General features: G+C 49.7%; 19 protein-coding genes. 14 read left to right on the top strand and 5 right to left on the bottom strand.

The genetic code is table 11. The features are described 5' to 3' along the window. Positions 1-39 precede the first annotated feature (39 nt). Entirely contained in the window at positions 40-921 is an 882-nt protein-coding gene (locus tag DFR62_RS11925) for a LysR family transcriptional regulator (protein WP_121300584.1), read from the bottom strand. Positions 922-1,119: 198 nt separating this feature from the next. On the opposite strand from DFR62_RS11925, the gene DFR62_RS11930 reads away from it, so the two are divergent. Together DFR62_RS11930 and DFR62_RS11935 are read left to right on the top strand one after the other, a co-directional pair. Next, entirely contained in the window at positions 1,120-2,439 is a 1,320-nt protein-coding gene (locus tag DFR62_RS11930; protein WP_121300585.1) for a GntP family permease, read from the top strand. Positions 2,440-2,463: 24 nt separating this feature from the next. Beyond that, on the top strand, positions 2,464-3,240 hold the full coding sequence (locus tag DFR62_RS11935; protein WP_121300586.1) for a 3-hydroxybutyrate dehydrogenase: 777 nt from the start codon (positions 2,464-2,466) through the stop codon (positions 3,238-3,240). A 59-nt stretch (positions 3,241-3,299) separates the two neighbouring features. On the opposite strand, the gene DFR62_RS11940 is transcribed toward DFR62_RS11935, so the two are convergent. Next, complete coding sequence (locus DFR62_RS11940; protein ID WP_121300587.1) at positions 3,300-4,076, bottom strand: alpha/beta fold hydrolase; 777 nt, start codon at positions 4,074-4,076, stop codon at positions 3,300-3,302. An 80-nt stretch (positions 4,077-4,156) separates the two neighbouring features. Beyond that, positions 4,157-4,720 carry a TVP38/TMEM64 family protein gene (locus tag DFR62_RS11945; RefSeq protein ID WP_338324979.1) on the bottom strand — a complete coding sequence of 188 codons (564 nt, stop codon included), beginning with the start codon at positions 4,718-4,720 and terminating at the stop codon, positions 4,157-4,159. Positions 4,721-4,893: 173 nt separating this feature from the next. On the opposite strand from DFR62_RS11945, the gene DFR62_RS11950 reads away from it, so the two are divergent. Together DFR62_RS11950 and DFR62_RS11960 are read left to right on the top strand one after the other, a co-directional pair. Then, a complete protein-coding gene (locus DFR62_RS11950; RefSeq protein WP_121300588.1) occupies positions 4,894-5,976 on the top strand; it encodes a YkvI family membrane protein in 1,083 nt (360 codons plus the stop codon). Positions 5,977-6,326: 350 nt separating this feature from the next. Then, the gene (locus tag DFR62_RS11960) at positions 6,327-7,283 is read left to right on the top strand and encodes a ketopantoate reductase family protein (protein WP_121300590.1); all 957 of its coding nucleotides are present in this window, start codon (positions 6,327-6,329) and stop codon (positions 7,281-7,283) included. A 36-nt stretch (positions 7,284-7,319) separates the two neighbouring features. On the opposite strand, the gene DFR62_RS11965 is transcribed toward DFR62_RS11960, so the two are convergent. Beyond that, positions 7,320-7,904 (bottom strand): biotin transporter BioY, encoded by a 585-nt coding sequence (locus DFR62_RS11965; RefSeq protein ID WP_121300591.1) that lies wholly within the window; start codon positions 7,902-7,904, stop codon positions 7,320-7,322. Positions 7,905-8,067: 163 nt separating this feature from the next. Here DFR62_RS11965 and DFR62_RS11970 point away from each other — a divergent pair, with 163 nt between their 5' ends. The 7 genes from DFR62_RS11970 (at position 8,068) to DFR62_RS12000 (ending at position 16,549) form a co-directional block, all read left to right on the top strand. After that, the gene (locus DFR62_RS11970; RefSeq protein WP_121300592.1) at positions 8,068-9,678 is read left to right on the top strand and encodes a glycoside hydrolase family 13 protein; all 1,611 of its coding nucleotides are present in this window, start codon (positions 8,068-8,070) and stop codon (positions 9,676-9,678) included. 21 nt (positions 9,679-9,699) lie between these two features. Next, on the top strand, positions 9,700-10,572 hold the full coding sequence (locus tag DFR62_RS11975) for an ROK family protein (RefSeq protein WP_121300644.1): 873 nt from the start codon (positions 9,700-9,702) through the stop codon (positions 10,570-10,572). Positions 10,573-10,830: 258 nt separating this feature from the next. Beyond that, entirely contained in the window at positions 10,831-12,135 is a 1,305-nt protein-coding gene (locus DFR62_RS11980; RefSeq protein WP_121300593.1) for an ABC transporter substrate-binding protein, read from the top strand. Positions 12,136-12,211: 76 nt separating this feature from the next. Next, entirely contained in the window at positions 12,212-13,072 is an 861-nt protein-coding gene (locus tag DFR62_RS11985) for a carbohydrate ABC transporter permease (protein WP_121300594.1), read from the top strand. Continuing rightward, entirely contained in the window at positions 13,072-13,887 is an 816-nt protein-coding gene (locus DFR62_RS11990; protein ID WP_101189832.1) for a carbohydrate ABC transporter permease, read from the top strand. Before DFR62_RS11985 ends, DFR62_RS11990 begins: the two co-directional genes overlap by 1 nt. A gap of 13 nt (positions 13,888-13,900) precedes the next feature. Beyond that, complete coding sequence (locus DFR62_RS11995; protein ID WP_121300595.1) at positions 13,901-14,920, top strand: LacI family DNA-binding transcriptional regulator; 1,020 nt, start codon at positions 13,901-13,903, stop codon at positions 14,918-14,920. A gap of 12 nt (positions 14,921-14,932) precedes the next feature. Further along, positions 14,933-16,549 carry a glycoside hydrolase family 13 protein gene (locus tag DFR62_RS12000; RefSeq protein WP_121300596.1) on the top strand — a complete coding sequence of 539 codons (1,617 nt, stop codon included), beginning with the start codon at positions 14,933-14,935 and terminating at the stop codon, positions 16,547-16,549. Between the two features lie 83 nt (positions 16,550-16,632). On the opposite strand, the gene DFR62_RS12005 is transcribed toward DFR62_RS12000, so the two are convergent. Continuing rightward, a complete protein-coding gene (locus DFR62_RS12005; protein ID WP_121300597.1) occupies positions 16,633-17,916 on the bottom strand; it encodes a glucose-6-phosphate isomerase in 1,284 nt (427 codons plus the stop codon). A 274-nt stretch (positions 17,917-18,190) separates the two neighbouring features. Between DFR62_RS12005 and DFR62_RS12010 the strand changes: the two genes are divergently transcribed. The 3 genes from DFR62_RS12010 to DFR62_RS12020 all read left to right on the top strand — a co-directional run bounded on the left by DFR62_RS12010 (position 18,191) and on the right by DFR62_RS12020 (position 23,477). Next, positions 18,191-20,212, top strand: coding sequence for a penicillin-binding transpeptidase domain-containing protein (locus DFR62_RS12010; protein WP_121300598.1), 2,022 nt, complete (start codon positions 18,191-18,193; stop codon positions 20,210-20,212). A 106-nt stretch (positions 20,213-20,318) separates the two neighbouring features. Beyond that, a complete protein-coding gene (locus DFR62_RS12015; RefSeq protein ID WP_121300599.1) occupies positions 20,319-21,977 on the top strand; it encodes an alpha-glucosidase in 1,659 nt (552 codons plus the stop codon). Between the two features lie 237 nt (positions 21,978-22,214). After that, complete coding sequence (locus DFR62_RS12020; RefSeq protein WP_121300600.1) at positions 22,215-23,477, top strand: S8 family peptidase; 1,263 nt, start codon at positions 22,215-22,217, stop codon at positions 23,475-23,477. The last annotated feature ends 73 nt before the right edge of the window (positions 23,478-23,550 follow it).

Raw genomic sequence — 23,550 nt, forward strand, 5'->3', positions numbered from 1 at the left:
AAAAGAAGCTGCCTAAATGGGCAGCTTCTTTTTAGTGGATCATACTTTCGGGAGCTGGTTGACAAGTGTGATGAATTCGCGGGATACGTAAGGCACATAGCGGTTCTTGGCCATGATGATGCCGAGCCGCCATGGGAAGGTCTGTGTCAGGGAGACGGTTTTGAACGGGCCGTCCAAGACGCGGTCGCAAATCAGTTTCGGCATCAAAGTGACGCCGAGGTTTTTCTCGACCATGCCCACGATGAAATCCCATTGTGAGCTTTCGTAGGCGATTTTCGGTTCGAATCCTTCGCTCCGACAAAATTCCACAGTCCGCCCATTAAGCGTGAATTCCTTGCTGAGAAGCAGGAACGGGTCGTCTCGGAAATCGATCAAATCACGTGTTTCCTGGTTCGCGAGTGGATGGTCTTCATGGACGAGCAGTTTAATTTCCTGATCGACAAAAGGAACGACATCGAAACGTTCGGCATCGACAGGGAGCATGACGAACCCGAGATCCACTTCGCCGTCGGCCACTTTTTCCTCTACTTTCTTGGCGCCGTCTTCAATCAGAATGACGGTCACATCGGGATAGCGGGATTGGAACGCTGCAATGATGGTCGGGAAAAACAAGGTGCTGATGACCGGCGGCAAGCCGATTTTAATCTTGCCTTTATTTAAGTTCATGATGTCATAGAGCGAAGAGGACAGGTCATCGAGGCTATTGACGATTTTCTGTGCCTGTACGAAGACGACTTCTCCGGCGTCGGTCAAGCGTACTTTCCTGGAAGAGCGGTCGAATAAAGACACATCCATTTCCAGTTCAAGGTTTTTAACCATCTTGCTGAGTGTTGGCTGTGTCACGTGGAGGGCTTGCGCAGCTTTTGTGAAACTTTGGTGTTTGGCTACTTCGATGAAATAGCTGAGTTGTCGAATGTCCATCTGAATGCTCCTTATCTATAACTAAAATCTATGGAAGCTATTATAATTATTCATTTTACCTATCAATTTCTTCGTTGTATAGTATTAAAAGGTTTCGGGACTAAATATTTAGACAATTCATCTATGCTTTTCGAAAAGAAAAGTAAGCGTTTCCAATTTGTTCGAAAAACCGTAACACATTCAAAAGGGGGATTTATCATGTTAAGTATGATCGGAATGGTTGGAGGACTTATTCTATTGATCGTGTTGACGATGAGAGGCGTCAATTTGTTGATTGCCGGCCCATTGTCGGCATTGTTCGTCGCAGTACTCAGCGGCTTGCCACTGTTTCCGCAATTAGTGGGCGAGGGAGAGGCCAATTTACTATCGAATTATATGGGCGGCTTCTCCGGCTTCATCACCTCGTGGTTCCCGATGTTCTTGCTCGGGGCCATATTCGGTAAAGTCATGGAAGATACAGGGGCTGCAGACAGCGTCTCTAAATGGCTGGTCGGGAAATTCGGCTTGTCAAAAGCAGTACTGGCGATTGTCATTGCCTGTGCGGTTCTGACATACGGCGGCGTTAGCTTGTTCGTCGTTGCGTTCTCGGTGTATCCGATGGCACTCAGCTTGTTCAAGCAAGCGGACCTGCCTCGCCGCTTCATCCCGGCAGCGCTTGCGCTCGGGTCTGTTACGTTCACGATGACTTCTGCAGGGTCACCAGAGATCCAAAACTGGATCCCGATTGAGTATTTGAACACCAGCCCATACGCTGGCTGGGAAGTCAGCATCATCGTCGCTGTCTTCATGGCGGTATTCGGCTATTGGTGGTTGAAGCGCATGATCAACAAAGCCGTGAAAAAAGGCGAGCGTTTTGAAGCACGTGAATCAGATCCGCAAATGGCCGATCGCGCATTACCGCATCCGGTTACAGGCCTGATTCCGCTGCTGGTCGTTTTGGCTGTGTCGTTCATCTTCCACGACTCACTGGGCACGTCAGCCTTGATTTTGGCATTGCTCGGCGGTGTTATCACCACGTACTTATTGAATATGAAATATTTCACGAACCTCGGCAAAGCATTGACGGATGGAACGATCGGTGCATTGATCGCTATCGGCAATACGGCAGCGGTTGTCGGCTTCGGCGGCGTTGCAAAAGCAGTGCCGGCTTTCCAAGTAGCAGTCGATGCCATGACAAGCATTCCAGGAAGCCCGTTAATCGGTGGCGCCGTGGCAGTCAGTGTCATTGCTGGCCTTACAGGGTCTGCATCCGGTGGCCAGGTCATCGCCTTGCCATTGATTGCCCCTCATTACATCGATATGGGCGTCAACACAGAAGCACTTCACCGGACCATCGCGATTTCTTCCGGTGCGCTCGATTCATTGCCCCATAACGGTTATGTCGTTACGACGATTCAAGGGATTTGCGGCGAGACCCATAAAGCCGCTTACGGCGCAATGGGTGCTGTTACAGTAATTGTGCCGTTGATCGGCTTGGCGATTGCGATTGTGCTGTTCAGTTTAGGACTAGGAATTTAATTTTTCATCCGGAGGGATTCCATTATGGTAGATAAGAAAGTTGTATTGATCACCGGCGCCGCGAGCGGCATCGGCTATGAAATTAGCGTGGATTTTGCCAAAGAAGGCGCAAAGATCGTGTTGACCGATATCAACGAAGAAGCAGTGCAACAAGCTGCGGATGAGTTGAAGGGGCAGGGCTTTGATTGCATCGGCATCAAATGTGATGTCACCAGTGAAGATGAAATTAAGGCAGCCATCGATCAAACAGTGGAAACATTCGGTTCTTTGGATGTATTGATCAATAATGCGGGGATGCAGCACGTCTCGCCGATCGAAGAATTTCCGACCGAGAAATACGAATTGCTGATCAAGATCATGCTGGTCGCGCCGTTTATCGCGACCAAGCATGCCTTCCCGATCATGAAGAAACAAGGCTTCGGACGCATCATCAATATGGCGTCGATCAATGGCCTCGTCGGCTTCGCCGGAAAAGCGGCTTATAATAGCGCCAAGCACGGCGTCATCGGCTTGACGAAAGTCGCGGCGCTAGAAGGCGCAGCGCATGGCATCACGGTCAATGCGATGTGCCCGGGTTACGTCGACACGCCGCTCGTGCGCAATCAGCTGGGCGATTTGGCGAAGACGCGCAATGTCTCGCTGGAAAAAGTGTTAGAAGAAGTCATCTACCCATTGGTTCCGCAGAAACGCTTGTTGTCGGTGCAGGAAATCTCCGATTACACGATGTTTCTCGCGAGCGATAAAGCCCGCGGCATCACCGGGCAGGCAGCGGTCCTTGACGGCGGCTATACAGCACAATAAAAGCACGGCGCATTTTTGCGCCGTGCTTTCTTATTTTTATATAGGCTTTTAAATGAAACTCAATCGTCGAGAAAGTTTTCAGCGATGCCGAGGAACAGGCGGGGCTGTTCGACGTTCGGCGCATGGCCCGAACGCTTGAATTCCATAAAACTTGCTTGCGGAATGAGCTGGGCGGTCTCGCGTCCTCTATCAGGCGGGTTCAATTCGTCATAGCGCCCGCTGATGACTAAGGTTTCTGCGGTGATGCCAGTAATTTCGGGACGCAAATCGAAACGTTCTAGGGCGTTCGACGCGATGCCTTGCTGCTCCAAGGTCAGTTGGGGGCTGTCCTGGGCCGTTTTTTCCTGCCATTTCTTGACCGCCGTCAAACGGTGGAACATATAGGCTTGTGCTTGATCCAGCTTGTCGTGGATAGATAAGCCGTTGAAATCTTCTGCATGGCGTTCGAACAATTCGGCCATGGAAGATTGCTCGCCGTAGGATTTGGTGGCGACCAATAATAATTTGCGCACACGTTCCGGACGTCTCGCCGCTAATCCTTGTGCGATATAACTGCCCATGGATACTCCGATGACATCGACTGATTCCAGCCCCAGATGGTCCAGTAAAGCGGCGGCATCTTCAATATGGTTGTCGAGTGTATAGGAATCGGGTTTTGCCGAGTGGCCATGGCCTCTCGAATCCAATGCGATGATGCGGCGCTTCGTGCGGAAAAAGCCGATCTCGCGGTAAAACATGGCGGAGCTGCTGGTCAATCCATGAAACAGGAGAAGCGGCTGGCCGCTTCCAATATCTTCGTAATATAGGCTAATATCGTTTTGGGTGAATATAGGCATTGTTTTCTTCCTCTCATCTCTATGTACTGTATTACTATACCTCAATAACACAAGCGCAAACGGAAGCCCGTCTGCGCTTGTCAGGTTTTATCCAATTTATGCTTGCGGCTTTGCCATTTATCGATAAAGCTGAAAATGGCAGCGAGCAATAGGAACATGCTGAGTGTCGTGTACCAGGGGAATTCCGAAATGGCTCTGCCGAAAGCGGTATACAGGATAGCTGGGGCGATCAAACCGAGTGCGGAGTAATACATATATTCTCGGCGCGTATTAGTCATCTCCATCAAATAAAATGACAGCAGGTGAAAATGCACAAAGGGCATGACCCGCAGAATCATCACTTGGGAAACGGTTAGGTTGCGGTCAGGAAACCATTTGTCTTTCAAGGCGGCGAGTTTGGAGCGGAAGCGAGGAAATTTATTGATCATCATATATGAAATATAGCTCATCAGTGTCAATCCGATAAAAGACAGGATAGCCCCTTGGAAAAAACCGAAAAGAAACCCGCCTGCGATGCATACGGCTATGACCGGCAAGAACAATAGTGGCCGGATCAAATGAAGCATTATGAACAAAAGTGGCGCCCAAAGTCCCGCATGCCCGATGAAGTTTTCTATCGCTTGCTCGAACTCAGCCAAATCCACTGTTCTCCCCGCCTTTCAGCTTCTGTTACTAATAAGGAAGAATAAGCGAAAAGGTACTGAAAAGCAAGGATTTGTTTGATACCCCCTAAGTTAGGGGTATGAGAAATTATCTACATAAAAACATTTTTTCGACCATCCAGATCAACCACCACCAAGAAAAGGGAGAGGATTTTATGAAAAGAAGCTTAAAAATAGCCAGTGCCTTCATCGGAATAGTTGTTGGCGCTGGCTTTGCGTCCGGACAAGAGATTTTGCAATATTTTACCAGTTTTGGCTATTGGGGTGCAGGCGGCGTCTTGGTCGCTACTGCATTATTCGGGTATATCGGGATGATCTTGACGCGTCTTGGAAGCCGCATGCAAACTACTTCACATGAAGATGTCGTCTACCGTATCAGCGGGAAATGGCTAGGGAAAGTGATCGACTATACATTGATTTTGACCTTATTCGGTATTTTAGTCGTTATGATTGCGGGAGCTGGATCGATCTTTTCCCAACAATTTGATCTGGCGCCGGCATTTGGGCGCAGCATCATGATTGTCTTGGTCATCGTGACCATCATGATGAATGTCAAAAAAGTTATCACTGTCATTTCCAGCATTACGCCATTTTTGATTTTAATGGTAGTGGGCATCGCTATTTACAGTGTCATCACGATGGACAGCAGTTTCAGCGCACTCGACCCGGTTGCGAAAGAACAGCTGTCCGCTACACCGAACTGGCTATTGTCGGCAATCAATTACGTGTCACTCGCCATCGCGCTTGGGGCCTCGATGTCGCTCGTGATGGGCGGTGCCGAACAAGATGAGAAAGTGGCGGCACGCGGCGGTTTGATCGGCGGGCTCGGTTTCGGCGTGTTGATCCTGCTCAGCTATGTGGCGATATTCGCGAAAGTGGATGTTGTCGGGGGAGCGGATTTGCCAATGCTCGCTATCGGGGATGATATCTCCCCAATTCTCGGAATCATCATGGCTGTTGTTATTTTTGCGATGATTTACAATACGGCTGTCAGCATGCTGCTGTCGTTCTCTGCACGGTTCACGGAAATCGGCACGAAGAAATTCCGCATTTTCGTTATCATTGCGGGATTGATCGCCTTTGCACTCAGCTTCGTCGGCTTTACAGCTTTGGTCAATTATCTGTACCCGGCAGTCGGCTATCTCGGTTTGCTGTTGATCGGGGCCTTGATTTTGGCGGATATCCGCAAAGTCGGCAAAAACGACAAAGCCCAGCGCGAAAAGAAAGCAACAAACTAAGAAAAGGCCTTCTGCCACGCAGAAGGCCTTTTCAGAGTGTTGAAGAAGTCTATAATCCGTTATGAATGAAAAAGGAAATCACTATTTCTACAACCAAAAATCAATATTCTATCTGAGTATGTGGAGAAGCGTTTGCTCGACTCCAGTGGATCAGCGAGACGACCGAGACCCCGCAAGCAGCGAAGCGGATGAGGAGGCTTGGGCGCGAGCCCACGGAAAGCGAGCAATAAGCTTCGGAAAATACGATTATTACGAGTTTCTTGTCAAACTAAGAAAAGGCCTTCTGCCACGCAGAAGGCCTTTTTGGTATAGTGAAGAAAGAAAGTAGACATATATAGAGGAGGAATGGGATGAAGATTTTAATTGCCGGGGCCGGCGCGATGGCGTGTTTAGCTGGAGGCAAACTGAAGGCAAGCGGGGAAGAAGTGCGCTTATACAACCGCTTGAATCAACACGTGGAAGCCATCAATAAGCAAGGCTTGCGCATCGTCGAAAAAGATAATTCGGTTACGCAAATCGAGCTGGAGATTGTACAGGAGTTGAAAGCCGATGAGCAAGTGGATATCCTGCTCGTCCTGTTGAAAGCCCAGGCCAATGAAGCGGTGCTCGGCAAACTGCGTGGGAAACTGGCTGAGGAGACGGTGATCGTCACGATGCAAAATGGCATCGGGAACGCCGAAACGATCCAACAATTGTTTCCGATGAATACGGTCGTCTCCGGGACACTTGGCCATGGCGCGAGCGTTGAACACGATGGCACAATTCTGCATAGGGGCTGGGGCATAAACTATTTGGGCAATGTCGAAGAAGAAGCTGCCAGCGGGAAACTCAAAGCTTTTGCCGAAAAATTGAGTACAGCGGGCATGAAAACGGAAGTGTCAGCAGACGTCAACGCCGTCATTTGGAATAAATTGTTCGTCAATGCCGCTTTCAACTCCGTAACCGCCCTCACCCGCCTGAAGAACGGCGACATCCTCAATACACAGGAAGGGGAGGGCTTGCTGCGTGCGGTCACGGCAGAAGCGGTGCTTGTCGCCCGTGCGGAAGGGGTGGATGCAGACGCAGAAGCGGTCGCAGAGGAATGCCTGAGAATGGGCCGGCAGGATATCGGCGGCAATAAATCATCGATGCTCATGGACATCTTGAAGAAACGCCAGACCGAAATCGAAGTCATCAATGGCGGCATTGTGAAGCTGGGGAAAAAACACGGAATCGAAACGCCCGTCAATGCCAGCCTGGCTGGGTTGATCCGCATCATCGAACAGAATTACAAGCTGCGCGTCGACGAACCGAGCGTACAAAAATAAGCCAGTTGCCGGGTTTCCGGCAACTGGCTGTTCCTGTTAAGGCAAGTATTTCTTGATGATGGGCTGCATCCGGAAGCCGAACAGGCCGGCAAAGACAGCGAGCAGCACGTCTTTTGGAAGAGGTACCGCCATCCAAGCCCATGCCATGCCGTAAGTAAAGCCTTCCGGCGCGGCAAACCATAATTTATAAGCGGCATACATCCAGTTGGTGCCGAACACGTAATTGATCGCTGTCGCTACAAGAGCTCCGAAGATAAATCCTTTTTTGGAAGGCATCTTTTCTGCAATCCAACCTGCTGCAAAAGCGGTGAAGATATAAGATAGGATAAAGCCGAATGTCGGCGAGATCAATGTGTCCATGCCACCTGAAAACTTGGCGAAGACCGGGACGCCGGCAAGGCCGATTGCGGCATAGACGATCATCGCAGCAGCGCCGAGACGCTTGCCAAGCAGAATGCCGGCAAGAACTGCGAAGAAGGTCTGCAAGGTGATCGGCACGCCCCCGACGATCAGGAAAGAGGAAATATTGGCGCCGATCGCCATGAGCGCTGCGAACATGGCGATGTGAACGAGTGTTAAGGTACGCGAATGATTGCTGGATCTGGTTATTGAAGTTGTCATGAAAATCCTCCACTTCTTATGTACTAAAACCGAGTATAAAGAATGAGTTATTTTAAGTCAACTTATTTTTATAAAAGGTTTACTTAAAAAGTTCTGTGTTTCTTTTCCAATTTTCCGTATGATAAAAAGAAATGAATGAATCTTCAGGAAAGCAGGCGAGACTATGACGGAGTGGTGGAAAAAAGCAGTGGTGTATCAAATTTATCCGAGAAGTTTCATGGATTCTGATGGCGACGGGATTGGTGACATCCAAGGAATCATCCGCAAGCTGGATTATCTGGCGGAGCTCGGCGTGGATGTGTTATGGCTCTCCCCTGTCTACGATTCACCGAACGATGACAATGGCTACGACATCCGCGACTACCAAAAAATCATGCAGGAGTTCGGGACGATGGATGATTTCGAACGGATGCTTGAGGGAGTTCACGAGCGCGGGATGCGCCTTGTCATGGATTTGGTCGTCAATCATACGTCTGACGAACACAATTGGTTTACGCAGCGCCCTGACTATTACATCTGGAAAGACCAGCCGAACAATTGGCGTTCTTTTTTCAGCGGGTCGGCGTGGCAATTCGATGAAGAGAGAGAGCAATACTATCTGCACCTGTTTTCCAAGAAACAGCCTGACTTGAACTGGGAGAACGAGGAACTGCGAAATGAAGTGTATAAGATGATGCGCTGGTGGCTTGATAAAGGCGTCGACGGCTTCCGCATGGACGTCATCAATATGATTTCCAAAGACCAGGATTTTCCGGATGGCATCGATGGCGATGGCACACCCCACTTCTTCAACGGGCCGCGCGTCCATGAATTTTTGCAGGAAATGAACGAAAAAGTGCTGTCCGATTATGACATCGTAACGGTTGGGGAAATGCCCGGCGCCGCGACGGAAGACGCGAAATTATATACGGGCCCGGATCGCCGCGAACTGAACATGATTTTCACTTTCGAACACATGAACCTGGACCAGGGGCCAAGCGGAAAATGGGAGCTCCAGCCGCTGCGCCTCACGGATTTGAAAGAAAACCTGGAGAAATGGCAAGTGGAGCTTTTTGAAAAAGGCTGGAACAGCTTGTATTGGAACAACCACGACCAGCCGCGCATCGTCTCGCGTTTCGGGAATGACGCGCAGTACCGCAAGCAATCGGCGAAAATGCTCGCCACTTGCCTTCATTTCTTGCAAGGGACGCCGTATATTTACCAAGGGGAAGAGCTTGGCATGACCAATGTGGCATTTTCATCAATCGATGAGTACCGGGATATCGAGACCTTGAATATGTATAAGGAAAAGCGCGCGCAAGGCATTCCGCACGAAGAACTCATGAAGTCAATCCACGCAAAAGGCCGTGACAATGCCAGAACGCCGATGCAGTGGGACGACTCTCTAAACGCCGGTTTTACGAAAGGCGACCCATGGATCTCAGTCAATCCCAATTATCCTGAGATCAATGCAGAAAAACGTCACGAAGCGGATTCGGTATTTGGCTATTACCAAAAATTGATCGCGTTCAGAAAAGAACTTGAAGTTATCACTAAAGGCAATTTCAAGCTATTGCATCGTGAAGACGAAGAGATTTTTGCCTATACACGACGTGCAGCGGATGAGCAATTGACGGTTTACTGCAATTTTTCCGAAACGCCGCGTGAACTGCCGTTGCCAACGGGCCAAGTGCTGATCGGAAATTACCCTCCGCAGGAAAATCAGGGCGTAATGAAGCTAAGGCCATATGAAGCTTTATGCTTTTATGAGGGCCATCAAAAAATAGGTGAATGAGGTTAAGGAAGGATGGGGAAAATGAGTAAAGTAATTGGTGTAGACATTGGGGGAACGAAAATCCGTATGGGGGTTATTGATGCAGAGGGACGGATACTCGCAGAGCGTCAAGTGAAAACGGAGTTTCCATTGTACCCGCATTTGGAGCGTCAAGTGCTGTTGTTTTTAGAGGAGCATCCTGATGTGTCCGCAATCGGTATCGGAACGCACGGCTTTGTCGACCCGAAAGCAGGGCGCATCGTTTTCGCAGGCGATATGCTCCCGGGCTGGACAGGGACAGAGGTCAAAGCACCGCTGGAACAAGCGACAGAGCGATACGTGGAAGTGGAGAACGATGCCAATTGCGCGGCGCTCGCTGAAGCGAAATTCGGCGCCGCAACAGGGCTCGGGCGCGTCGTCTGCATCACGCTCGGCACGGGGCTTGGCGGCGGCATCATCTGGGATGGCAAGCTGTTGAGCGGCGGCCCGCACGGCGGGGCTGCAGAACTGGGCCATATGATCTTGTATCCGAACGGTTCACGCTGCGCTTGCGGCCGTCTTGGCTGTGCAGAGCAATACCTGTCGGGTACGGCCCTTGTACGCCGTATCAAGGAAGCGGGGCTTTCGGTGACGCCGCCCGAATTATTCGAACTGGCTGAAACAGATGCCCAAGCGCAAAAGCTGGTCATTGACTTCACCGAGGACTTGGCAATCTACATCAGCAGCTTACAGGCGATCTTCGATATGGACATGCTCATCATTGGCGGTGGTGTATCGGAATCGGCCTCTGCATGGATGGGTGAACTAAAGCGCCAATTGGGGGAAGTGCTATTGAATCCATTACCGGTGGAAGTGGCACAATTCGAAAACGATGCCGGCATGCTTGGGGCAGCGCTGCTCGTTTTGGATAAATAAAGATAAGAGTTCAAAGGTCCTGAAGCCTGTGCCATGCCCGAGTGAAAAGGCTGGCGCAGGCCGTGAAGGGTGCCGGTTGTTTATAGATTGCCTGCACAACATAAAAACAATTGAAATATTTTAAAAATAGATTGTGCAAACGTTTTCATTGTGATAATCTGTTAATAATTATTAGTTGGAAACGCTTACCAAGGAGTTTCCATTTTTTTCTGCTCTATCGTGCAATCGTTTGCACAACAACTCAAAGGGGGAGTTCAAGTGAAGGAATTAAAGTTCAGCAAGGGGTTATTGGCATCTGTTTTACTGTCTGCGGGGGCGCTTGCAGCATGCAGTTCAGGGGATGAAGGCTCAACGGCAGAAGGCGGCGGGGAGCAAGTAACAGTCGATATCTTCCAGTTTAAAGTGGAGTTCAAAGACCAGTTCGAAGATGTCGTCGCACAATACGAAGAAGAAAATCCTGACGTCAATATCGAAATCACGACAGTCGGCGGCGGGGAAGATTACGGCGCTGCGCTTCGTTCCCGTTTTGCTTCAGGCAATGAGCCGGCTATTTTTAACATTGGCGGGCCACAAGATGTAGCGGACTGGAAAGACAACTTGACTGACTTGTCCGATACAGGCGCCGCAGATGCAGCGCTTGAAGGCACATTGGACGGGGTGACAGTCGAATCGGAAGTGCTCGGTTTGCCGTACAACCAGGAAGGCTACGGATTTATCTACAATACGCGCTTGTTCGAAGAAGCGGGAATCGATGCGGCCTCGATTACGGATTATGCAAGCTTGGAAGAAGCCGTGAAGACGCTTGATTCGAAAAAAGACGAACTCGGCCTTGAATCTGTCTTTGCATTGCCAGGAAAAGAAACATGGGTCACAGGGCTTCATTTGTCGAACACTTTCCTCGCGCCTGAATTCGATAATAACGTCTTGACGGCATACGATGCAGATACAGTGGAATTCGAATACGGCGAAGGATTCAAGAAAATCCTTGATTTGCAAAACGAGTATTCCAAACAGCCAACTGTGAGCCTGGATTATTCACAGCAAGTAGAAGAGCTATTTTCACTTGAGCGCGTGGCGATCATCCAGCAAGGTAATTGGGTTTACGGTTCGATTGCAGGAATTGACCAGGAACTCGCGGATTCAGGCGTCGGCATGATGCCGATCCCGGTTGAAGGCTTGGAAGACGGCGGCTTGCCGGTCGGCGTGCCGATGTATTGGGGCGTCAACTCGAACCAAGATGAAGAAGTCGTAACGGCAGCAAAAGATTTCCTCGATTGGCTCTACACGTCCGATACTGGAAAAACAGCTGTTTTGGAAGACTTTAAATTTATCCCGGCATACGAAGGTTATGACACATCGAAAATTACGGATCCAATGTCCAAAGCGATTTACGACGCTTCAGAAGCCGGCGAAACAATTGGCTGGGTCTTCATGGGCTATCCGACTGGATGGGGTGAAGATGAACTCGGCGCTGGCATCCAGAAATACTTGAGCGATGAAGCGAGCTGGGACGAAGTGGTCGATTCAGCGAAAGCGGCATGGGAAACGAGCCGCGGAGAGTAATTTGTCCATCAAACCAGAGCAGCCATTGTGCTGCTTTGTTTTGTTTCGGGGCTTAACTAGAAAGAGAGGCTAAACTATGCGTACACGGGATCTTTCCTATTGGTTATTTTTAGCGCCTGTATTGTTGGCGTTGGCACTAGTCGTCGTTGTGCCGATGCTGCTCGGGCTTTTCTATTCATTTACAGCGTGGAACGGTATTCAAACCGGCGAATTCGTCGGGTTCCAGAATTACCTGAATTTGTTCACGGATGAGCGTTTCCTCGATTCGCTATGGTTCACGACGAAGTTCTCGGTTGTGTCCGTCATTTTGATCAATTTCATCGGGCTTTCACTCGCGTTGATCGTCACATCAAAAATCAAGACGAGTAGCTTGCTGCGTACGACTTTTTTCATGCCGAACTTAATCGGCGGTTTGATCCTCGGGTTTATCTGGCAGTTCATTTTCCTGAAAGTGTTTGCCAGTGTCGGGGAGGCAGTAGGGATGGAAAGCTTGCAGGCATGGCTGTCGACAACCGAAACTGGGTTCTGGGGCTTGGTCATACTGATGAGCTGGCAGATGGCCGGCTATATCATGGTCATCTACATCGCTTATTTGGAAGGCTTGCCGAAAGAGTTGATCGAAGCGGCTGAAATTGACGGCGCATCGACCGTACAGCGCTTCCGCTACATCATCTTTCCGCTTGTTGCCCCGGCGTTCACAGTCAGTATGTTCTTGACTTTATCAAATACATTCAAGCTGTACGACCAGAACTTATCGCTGACAGCGGGCGGCCCGTACAATTCGACGGAAATGGTCGCCATGGAAATTTTCAAGACAGCGTTTGTGCAAAATGCCTTCGCCTATGCTCAGGCAAAAGCGATCATCTTCTTCCTGATCGTCGCTATTATTGCACTCGTTCAAGTGTATATCAATAAACGCCGGGAGGTCGAAATGTAATGCGCAACCGCTGGAATATAAAAGTTGAAGTGCTCGGCGTCGCACTGGCGATTCTATGGCTATTGCCTTTTTACTTAATGTTCGTCAATTCCTTCAAATCAAAAAAGGAAATTTTCCTCGACACGACGAGCCCTCCGGAAGCGTGGAGCTTCGATAACTACATCGTGGCATTTCAGGAACTCGACTTTCTCAGAACTTTGTTCAATTCTTTATTGATCACCGTTGTCAGCGTCGTGCTCATCGTCTTGTTCTCGGCGATGGCTGCTTATGCGTTGTCGCGAGCGAAAAGCAAGATATCCACATTCTTGTTTTTCCTGTTTGTCTCGGCGATGCTCATCCCGTTTCAATCGGTGATGATTCCGCTCGTCACGGTATTCGGCCAATTCGATATGCTGAACCGCGGCGGACTGATTTTCATGTATATCGGTTTCGGTGCGAGCCTGTCGATTTTCCTGTATCATGGTGCTTTGAATAATGTCCCGAAATCGCTCGATGAAGCGGCGAAAATCGACGGGGCGAACCGTTGGCAAGTGTTTTGGCATATCATTTTCCCGATCCTCAAGCCGATCACTGTCACGGTCGCCATACTCAATATCATCTGGATCTGGAACGATTACCTGTTGCCGTCGCTGGTCATCAATACGACGGGCAGTGAAACGATTCCGTTGAAGATGTTCTTCTTCTTCGGCGAATATACGAAGCAATGGCATTTGGCGCTTGCGGGACTTACGCTGGCGATCATTCCGGTCATTATCTTCTATTTCTTTGCGCAGCGCTCGATCATCAAAGGTGTCTCGGATGGCGCTGTAAAATAAGGGGGCAATCGCAATGGCAATTACAATTAAAGATGTCGCGAAACTGGCGGAAGTTTCGCCGGCGACAGTTTCTAGGGTTATTGCGGATCATCCGAAGATCACCCCGAAAACAAAGCGCAAAGTGCGAAAAGCCATGGAAGAGCTCGGCTATTACCCGAATTTCCAGGCACGCAATTTGGTAGCGAAAAAAAGCAAAGCGATCGGCGTCATCATGGAAAATTCCACGACGCTTGCTTTCCAGAATCCATTCTTCCCGGAAGTGTTGCGCGGCATTTCTGTCAGTGCCCACCACAGCCAGTATGGCCTGTATTTATCGACCAGTGCGACTGAGCAGGAAATCTACGAAGAAGTCGTGGCGATGACACAAGGCAAGCGTGTTGACGGCATTATCTTGCTGTATTCGAAAATCGATGATAAAGTCATGGATTACCTGCTCGCAAATGGCATTCCGTTTTCAGTGGTTGGCCGTCCTTACACGCGCCCGGATGCCATTTCCTATGTTGACAATGATAATGTCGCCATTGCGAAAGAAGTGGTGGGCCATTTGATTTCACTCGGCCACCGGGACATTTCATTCGTCGGCGGGGCATCCGATTTCATCGTGTCTGCGGACCGCTTGAGCGGTTACCGGCAAGCGCTGGATGAAGCAGGGATTCCGTTCACTTCGGATTATGTGGTTACACAGGAAAAGATGGAAGGCCACGAGCAGCAGGCGATCCGCAATTTAATGGAACAGAAAAATCCGCCTACAGCCATCGTCACGCACGATGACCTGGTCGCCTATGAAGTGATCAGTTATTTGGAAGATTTGAATATTGCTGTACCGGCCGATGTGTCGATTGTCGGGTTTAACAACCATACTTTGTCGAGCCATTTAAAGCCCCCGCTCAGCACGGTGGATATTTCGATTTTTGACCTTGGAATGGAAGCGGCGAATCTGGTATTGGAAAAAATAAACGATGACAATGCACCTCCCCGGAACATCATCGTTCCGGCAACATTGATCGAAAGAGGATCTTGTCAAAGTCTTTGAAAGGAAACGATTATGAACAAAACATGGTGGAAAGAAGCAGTGGCGTATCAGGTCTACCCACGCAGCTTCAATGACTCGAATGGAGACGGCATCGGGGATATCAACGGTGTCACGGAAAAACTGGATTATTTGAAGGAACTGGGGATTGATGTCATCTGGATCTGCCCGATGTATAAATCGCCGAATGACGATAATGGCTATGACATCAGCGATTACCAGGAGATCATGGATGAACTTGGAACGATGGCGGATTTCGACCGTTTGCTCGAAGAAGTACACGCGCGCGGCATGAAATTGATCATCGACCTGGTTATCAACCATACGAGCGATGAACATCCATGGTTTTTGGAATCGCGCTCGTCGCTCGATAACCCGAAACGCGATTGGTATGTTTGGCGTGACCGCCCGACCAACTGGGAGAGCATTTTTGGCGGCCCGGCATGGGAACTTGATGAGAAGACGGGGCAATACTATCTGCATATCTTCTCGAAAAAGCAGCCTGATTTAAACTGGGAAAATCCAGAAGTGCGTCAAGAGCTCTATAAAATGGTCAATTGGTGGCTCGATAAAGGCATTGATGGGTTCCGTGTCGATGCCATCAGCCACATCAAAAAAGATTTTACGGATTTGCCGATCGAAGAGGACAAGCCATGGGTGCCGGCATGGGAAAAAATGATGAATGTTGACGGCATTCAGCCGTTGCTTGCGGAACTTCGCGATGAGACCTTTGCAAAATACGACATCATGACGGTCGGGGAAGCGAATGGCGTTTATGCGGAAGATATCGACGAATGGATCAGCGAAGAAGACGGCAAATTCGATATGGTGTTCCAATTCGAAGATTTGACGCTTTGGGACAGCGATGTCAAACAAGGGATAAACGTCAATGACTTGAAAACCGTCTTGACGCGCTGGCAGAAAGCGGTCGACGGCGTTGGCTGGAATGCGTTGTTCATCGAAAACCACGACAAGCCGCGCGTCGTCTCGACTTGGGGCAATGACAGCGAATACTGGCGTGAAAGTGCAACAGCGCTCGCTTGCATGTATTTCTTCATGCAAGGCACGCCGTTCATCTATCAGGGCCAGGAAATCGGCATGACCAATGCGCCGTTCGAGGAAATCCATCATTATGACGACGTCCATACGCATAATTTGTATTTCTATAACTTGGCGGAAGGCATGGAACACGATGCAATCATGACTTTGTTGAAATCGACAAGCCGCGACCATTCCCGCACGCCGATGCAATGGAATGGGGAGGACAATGCCGGATTCACGACAGGCTCTCCGTGGCTGCAGATGAATCCGAATTTCGAATGGCTCAATGTCGAGAGCCAGATGCAAGATCCGGCATCGGTGTTGTCATTTTATAAACAAATGATTTTCTTGCGCAAAAACATGGACGTATTGGTTTATGGCAGCTACGATTTGGCCGAAACCGATTGCGAGGATGTGTACGCTTATACACGTACGCAAGGTGAAGAACAAGTGCTCATCCTTTCGAACCTAGGAAGCACGACATGCACTTGGCTGGAACCAGAAGGCGCAGAACTGTTGCTCGCCAATTACGAGGACCGTGACTTGCATCAATTAAAACCGTATGAAGCACGGGTATATAAGCTAGCTTAACTATACAACACGAAGATCCAGTTAACTATTGAAAAACGCTTTTCCCGATTGGCCAGAAGGCTGGTCGGGAAAAGCGTTTTTTTTTAGAATCCTGGTTTTTTTAACAGCTTGAAGATATTGTTCTTATATTCTTCGACGCCCGGTTGGTCGAACGGGTTGATGCCAAGAAGATAAGCGCTATACGCGCAGCTCAGCATGTAGAAATACAGCAAATGGCCGATTTGGGATTCGTCAATGCGGTCCACGGTCAAGCTCAATTGCGGAACACCGCCGGACAAATGGGCGTTCGATGTGCCTTTATGGGCAATATGGTTGAATTCCTGCAAGGACAAGCCGGCAATGTAATTCAATTCGTCGCCGTCTTCAGGTGTTTCGAAAATCTCCAGGTCTTCCTGTGCTTCTTTTACCAGCAGGAAGGTTTCGAACAAGTTGCGCTGCCCGTCTTGGATGAATTGGCCAAGTGAGTGCAAGTCCGTCGTGAAGACGACCGATGCCGGGAAGATGCCTTTTCCTTCTTTTCCTTCACTTTCACCGAATAATTGTTTCCACCATTCCTGGACGAACGACAGCTTCGGCTCGAAGATGGCGTTCACTTCTGTCGTATAACCTTGGACATACAGGTGATGGCGGATCGCCGCGTATTGCATTGCGGGGTTATGGTCAGGGCCAGCATCCCGGTAAGTTGTTTCCGCTTCTTTTGCACCGTCCAACAGCTTACGGATTGAATGCCCGGCAGCAGCAATCGGCAACAGCCCAACTGCTGTGAAGACGGAGTAGCGCCCGCCGACATCATCCGGCACGATAAAGCGTTGATAGCCTTTTGTTTCCGCTAATTGGCGAAGTGCCCCTTTTTCAGCGTCGGTCGTCACGATGATGCGTTCGGCCGCACCGTCGCCGTAGCGTTTTTCCATATAGTCGCGCAGGAAACGGAACGCGATAGCTGGCTCTGTCGTTTTGCCGGATTTCGAGATGACGTTGACGACGACTTCCTTGCCTTCTAAGTGTTCAAGCAATTGCTTCAAGTATTCACCGCTCACTTGATGTCCCGCAAACAGCACTTCCAATTGCTCGTCTTTCTGGAAATAAGGCGACAGCGCAGAAAGGACGGCTTTTGACCCTAGATAGGAACCGCCGATTCCGATAACGACCAAAACGTCAGCCTTTTCGCGGATCGCTTTGGCAGTATCTTCGATTTTTGCCAGGAAATCCTCAGGCAATGAAGATGGCCAGTCAAGCCAGCCGAGGAAATCGGAGCCAGCTCCTTTTTTTGCATACAGATCCTCCTGGATTTGCTGCAAACGTGTTTTCATTTTGAGATCTACTGCAGACTCGATCGCTTGTGAATATGTTAAGTTGATCATAAGCATCCTCCTATTCTATGATTACTGATTTTACCATAGTGGAGGAAATGAAAGCATATCCAGCAAGAAAAACTGAAAAGCTTTGAAATCGAGTGAATCGGGTTTGCTTCGGTGCCACTTATTGGTAAAATAAAAAGAAACTTCAATTAGCTTGGGTGTTTCACGTAGTTAATGAAGTCAGACTGGCTATTTTTTTGCGTCCTGTTAATTTTCCGCTTTATTAAGGGAGATTTGGGGCAATGCAAGAGCGTTAGCTAGAAAGCTACAGGAGGTCATCGAAATGAAACGATACATAGCAATAGCAGCGGGTACAGGGGTACTCGCCATGGCAGGATGCCAACCGCAGCCGACACCGGAAGATCGATTGGATGAATACGTCGGCCATTGGAATGAGCAGGAGTTCACTGCGATGTATGAAGACTATTTGACGCAAGGCTCGAAAGAAGCGTTTCCCCAAGAAGCGTTCGATGAGCGGCAGCAGCAATTGATTGAGGACCTCGGCATCGAAAACCTTGAAGTCAGCTATACCGCCGCTCAGGAAGATGCGGAATGGGACGAAGCGGAGCCGGCCGAGTTTCCGCTTACTATCACGATGGAGACGCTTGCCGGCCCGGTTGAATTCGACCAAACGGTTTCGCTGATACACGAAGAGCAGGAAAGTGGAGAGAACTGGTTTGTCGAATGGGACCCGTCATTGATCTTCAAGAATCTTGAAGAAGGCGATGAAGTCGCAGTGCGGACAGAAGCCGCTGAACGCGGGGAGATTGTGGACCGTGAAGGGCGCGGCTTGGCTATCAATGGCACCGGCTATAATCTTGGCGTGGTGCCGGACCGGCTGGAAGGAGACAGCGATATAGCTGAGGCTGCTGAACTTCTTGGGTTGACGGTGGAATCGGTTGAAGAAAGCCTGAACCAAAGTTGGGTTCAGCCGGATCAATTCGTGCCGCTGACAAAAGCGTCGAAATCAGCGGAACAATTGATCGCTGACGTGGAAGCGAGCGATGTCGTCACTTATCAGGAAACGGCGATGCGCGAATATCCTTACGGCGAAGCATTCGGCCACTTGACCGGCTATATCGGCTCGATTACGGCAGAGCAATTGGAAGAATTAAAAGGCCAAGGCTACGGGGCGAACGACTTGATTGGCCGCCAAGGCCTTGAACGCCGTCTCGAAGAACAGCTGCGCGGCGAGAGCGGTGCACGCATCCTGATCCAAAAACAGGAAGAAGGGGCGGAAGATATCGTCCTCGCTGAACAGGAGCCGACAGCTGGAGAAGACGTCGAAGTGACCATCGACGCTGAATTGCAGACGGCCGTCTATGATTCGATGCAAGGGGAACCGGGAAGCGCTGCTGCGGTTTCGCCTGAAAACGGCGAAACTTTGGCGCTCATCAGCTCTCCGGGATTTGATCCGAATGAATTCATTGCAGGCATCAGCGGCGAACGTTACACGGAATTGTCGGAAGATCCATTGAATCCGCTGTTCACGCGTTTTGCCGCAAGTTATGCCCCGGGGTCGACCATTAAACCGGTGACAGCGGCCATCGGCATGGAAGCAGGAACGCTCGATCCGCAGCAAGGGCTCGAAATCAACGGCCAGACATGGCAAAAAGACAGCTCGTGGGGATCGTACCGCGTATCACGTTTGCATCCGGAAGCGCCAAATCCGATTGATTTGAACAAGGCGCTTGTCTACTCGGATAATATCTATTTCGCGAGGCAGGCGCTTGAGATGGGGACGGAAACATTTATTGACGGCCTGACTGCCTATGGATTCGGGGAGGAATTGCCGTTCGCCATCGAGTTGGAGAGTTCACAGATTTCCAATGATGGCACTCTCGGATCCGAAGGGCAACTCGCGGACACGTCGTTCGGCCAAGGGCAGATGCTCGCCAATATCCTCCATCTCGCTTCGGTTTACGAGCCGTTCCTGAACGGCGGCACGATTTATGAGCCGACGCTTTACGCCAGCGAAGAAGCTGGACAAGTATGGAAAGAAGGCTTGATCAGTGAAGGCAATGCAGCTGTGCTTCAAGAAAACCTCCGCAATGTCGTTACGGACGGCTATGCCAAATCGGCCGATATTGACGCTGTTCCGATTGCCGGAAAAACCGGCACAGCTGAATTGAAAGGTGCTCTCGGTGAAGATGGGCAAGAAAACGGGTTCTTTGTTTCCTATCACGCTGAACAGCAGGACTTCATTTTGGCAATGATGATTGAATCGATCGAAGACGATGGCGGCAGCGATTACGTTGCAGGCTTTTCGGCTAATGCCATGGAACAGTATTACTTGAATAATTGACCGAAACCGTCCGCATGCTGCGGGCGGTTTTTATTATGCAGGCAAAGAGGACTTTCTTGGGAAAAGGCGTATAGTATATAAAAAACAACGGTTGCCAGCAGTTAATATGAGCACATCAATTCCGCAGCAGCAGGAAGAGGGGGATGAGCTTGAAAAAACATGGTGGAAAGAAGCGGTAGTCTATCAAATTTACCCGCGCAGTTTTTTCGATACGAACGGCGACGGGTTGGGGGACCTGAACGGCATCCGGGCAAAGCTCGATTATCTGCAGGAACTCGGTGTCGACATGATTTGGCTATGCCCCGTCTATAAATCACCGAATGTCGACAACGGGTATGACGTCAGCGATTATCAAGCGATTATGGATGAAATGGGGACGATGGATGATTTTGACCGTTTGCTTGAGGACATCCATTCCCGCGGCATGAAAATCATGATGGATCTGGTATTGAATCATACAAGCGACCAGCATCCGTGGTTTCTGGAATCAAAATCGTCGAAAGACAGCCCCAAACGCGATTGGTACGTCTGGCGCGATCATCCGACGAATTGGGAAAGCATATTTGGCGGGCCGGCTTGGACCTATGACCCGAAAACAAGACAATATTATTTTCATTTGTTTTCCAAGAGCCAAGTCGACTTGAATTGGGAAAACCCGGAATTACGGCGGGCGATTTACGATATGATCCTCTGGTGGCTCGATAAGGGAATTGACGGTTTCCGCGTAGACGCCATCAATCATTTGAAAAAAGAGTATACGGACATGCCGAATCCGGAGGGGCTGAATTATGTGCCGGCCTGGGAGAAGATGACGAATGTCCAAGGAATTCAGGAGCTGTTGGCAGAATTGCGGCGTGAAACCTTTGACCGTTATGATGTCGTGACCGTCGGTGAGGCGAACAGCGTCAGGGCGCATGAAATCAGCGAATGGATCAGCGAAGAAGAAGGTAAATTCAATATGATCTTCCATTTGGAAGCGCACGAAGAAGCGTGGGATGAAGAAAGCGCGGGTGTCGACGTCGACGATTTGAGGATCGTCCTTGATCGCTGGCAGCGCAGTGCGCAAGGGATTGCCTGGAATTCCTTGTACTTGGAAAACCACGACCGCCCGCGCACGGTTTCAACCTGGGGCAACGATCGGGAGCATTGGCGGGAAAGTGCGACCGCGCTAGGCTGCATGTACTTTTTCATGCAAGGCACGCCGTTCATTTACCAAGGGCAGGAAATCGGCATGACCAATGCGCCGTTCGATGACATCAATATGTACCGCGATATCGAGACGAAGAATATGTATCGCTATAACCGCCAAAAAGGGGTCCCTCACAAAGATTTAATGAAGACCATCAAGAAAATCAGCCGCGACCACGCAAGGACGCCGATGCAATGGAATTTTGGCGCAAACGCCGGCTTTACAGGCGGCACACCGTGGATTCCGCTAAACCCAAATTTCAATTGGCTCAATGTAAAAGCACAGCAGCAAGATCCCCAATCGGTCCTGTCTTTCTATAAAAAGATGCTGAAACTGCGAAAAGACCACGAAGCGTTGGTTTACGGCAGCACGCATCTGACGTATCTGGAATGTCCGTATGTTTATGCCTATACACGTGAATACGGGGAAGCGCGTTATTTGATCATTTCCCACCTCGATGATGATACATGTTCTTGGTGGAACCCGGTCGACGGGGAATTGTTGTTGTCGAATTACGACAGCTATGTCGATGGCAAACTGCAGCCGTACGAAGCGCGTGTCTATTTATTGAATTAAAAGCCGCATCGAGCGGCTTTTTTTAATGTTCTCATTTTCCTCATTTGAAGGAATATAGTTGTGGGTATAAAGTTATGTTTTGGTTATAAGGAGCTTTCCTGGGCAAGGATTTTCCCAATTACACAATTCGTTTTTCTCTGCTAGATTTAAAGCATGGCAACAGCCGCAGGACAACAGGCGGGACGCCGCTTGCTGCACAGGGCCATACAAATCTATTCGGAAAAGGGGATTCGAAAGATGAAAAAATCAGCAAAATTCATTACGACAGCCATGCTGGCAGCGACTATGCTAGTACCAGCAATGGGGGTTTCAGCAAATGAAGCTCCAGACGCACAAAAAGCGAACGCAAATGAGACGATCCGTGTGCTCGTGGATATGCCAGGGAAAAACGACCTTGAAAAAGCGAAAGACCAATACGGCGTCCACTGGGATTTCAATAGCGAAGGCTTCACAACCGATATGACTGAAAAGCAATTCGAAGCCTTGAAGAAAAACAAAAATGTAACGATTGAAAAAGTGCCTGAATATGCAGTGGAAACGACAACACTTGAACCACAAGCGCGCTATCAAGCAATGGCTGCATCCCAGTCCACTCCTTGGGGCATTAAAGCAATCTATAATAACAGTTCCATCACGAAAACAAGCGGCGGGTCAGGCGTCAACATTGCAGTCCTGGACACAGGCGTCAACACTAGCCACCCGGATCTTGCAGCGAACGTTGAACAATGTAAAGACTTCACTATCGGAACCAGCATCCGCAACGGTTCTTGCACGGACCGTCAAGGGCACGGGACGCACGTAGCCGGCTCAGCACTTGCGAACGGCAATGGCGGCTTGTACGGCGTAGCGCCGCAAGCGGACCTTTGGGGATACAAAGTGCTTGGCGATGACGGATCCGGTTCTGCCGATGATATCGCAACGGCCATCCGTCACGTAGCCGACCAGGCTTCAGCCTTGAACCAGAAGACGGTTATCAATATGTCTCTTGGCTCTTCAGCAGAAAGCAGCTTGATCACGAATGCGGTCAACTACGCATACGGTAAAGGCGTGCTTGTCATTGCAGCAGCAGGCAATGAAGGCCCGTACCAAGGATCGATCGGCTTCCCGGGTGCATTGCAAAATGCCGTAGCGGTAGCAGCTCTTGAGAATGTGCAGCAAAATGGCACGTACCGCGTAGCGGATTTCTCTTCACGCGGATACAGCCAATATGCTGGCGATTATTCCATCGGGAAATATGATGTAGAAGTATCGGCTCCAGGCGCAAGCATTTACTCCGCTTGGTATGACGGAGGCTATGCAACAATCAGTGGGACATCGATGGCATCTCCACATGCAGCCGGCCTTGCAGCTAAAATCTGGGCAGCAAACCCATCTGCAACTCACACGCAAGTCCGCGGCGACCTTCAAAACCGCGCAGCGAACAACGACATTCTATCCGGCTATTATGCAGGATCTGGAGACGACTCCGCTTCTGGATTCGGATTCTACCGCCTGCCATAAGAGTTCGCCTGAAAACAAGCCCGGCTGTAACAGCCAGGCTTGTTTTTTTGTGTTAATATTTATATATTCTGAC

The sequence above is a fragment of the Planococcus citreus genome (assembly GCF_003664125.1).
In the GTDB taxonomy this organism is placed as follows: Bacteria; Bacillota; Bacilli; order Bacillales_A; family Planococcaceae; genus Planococcus; species Planococcus citreus.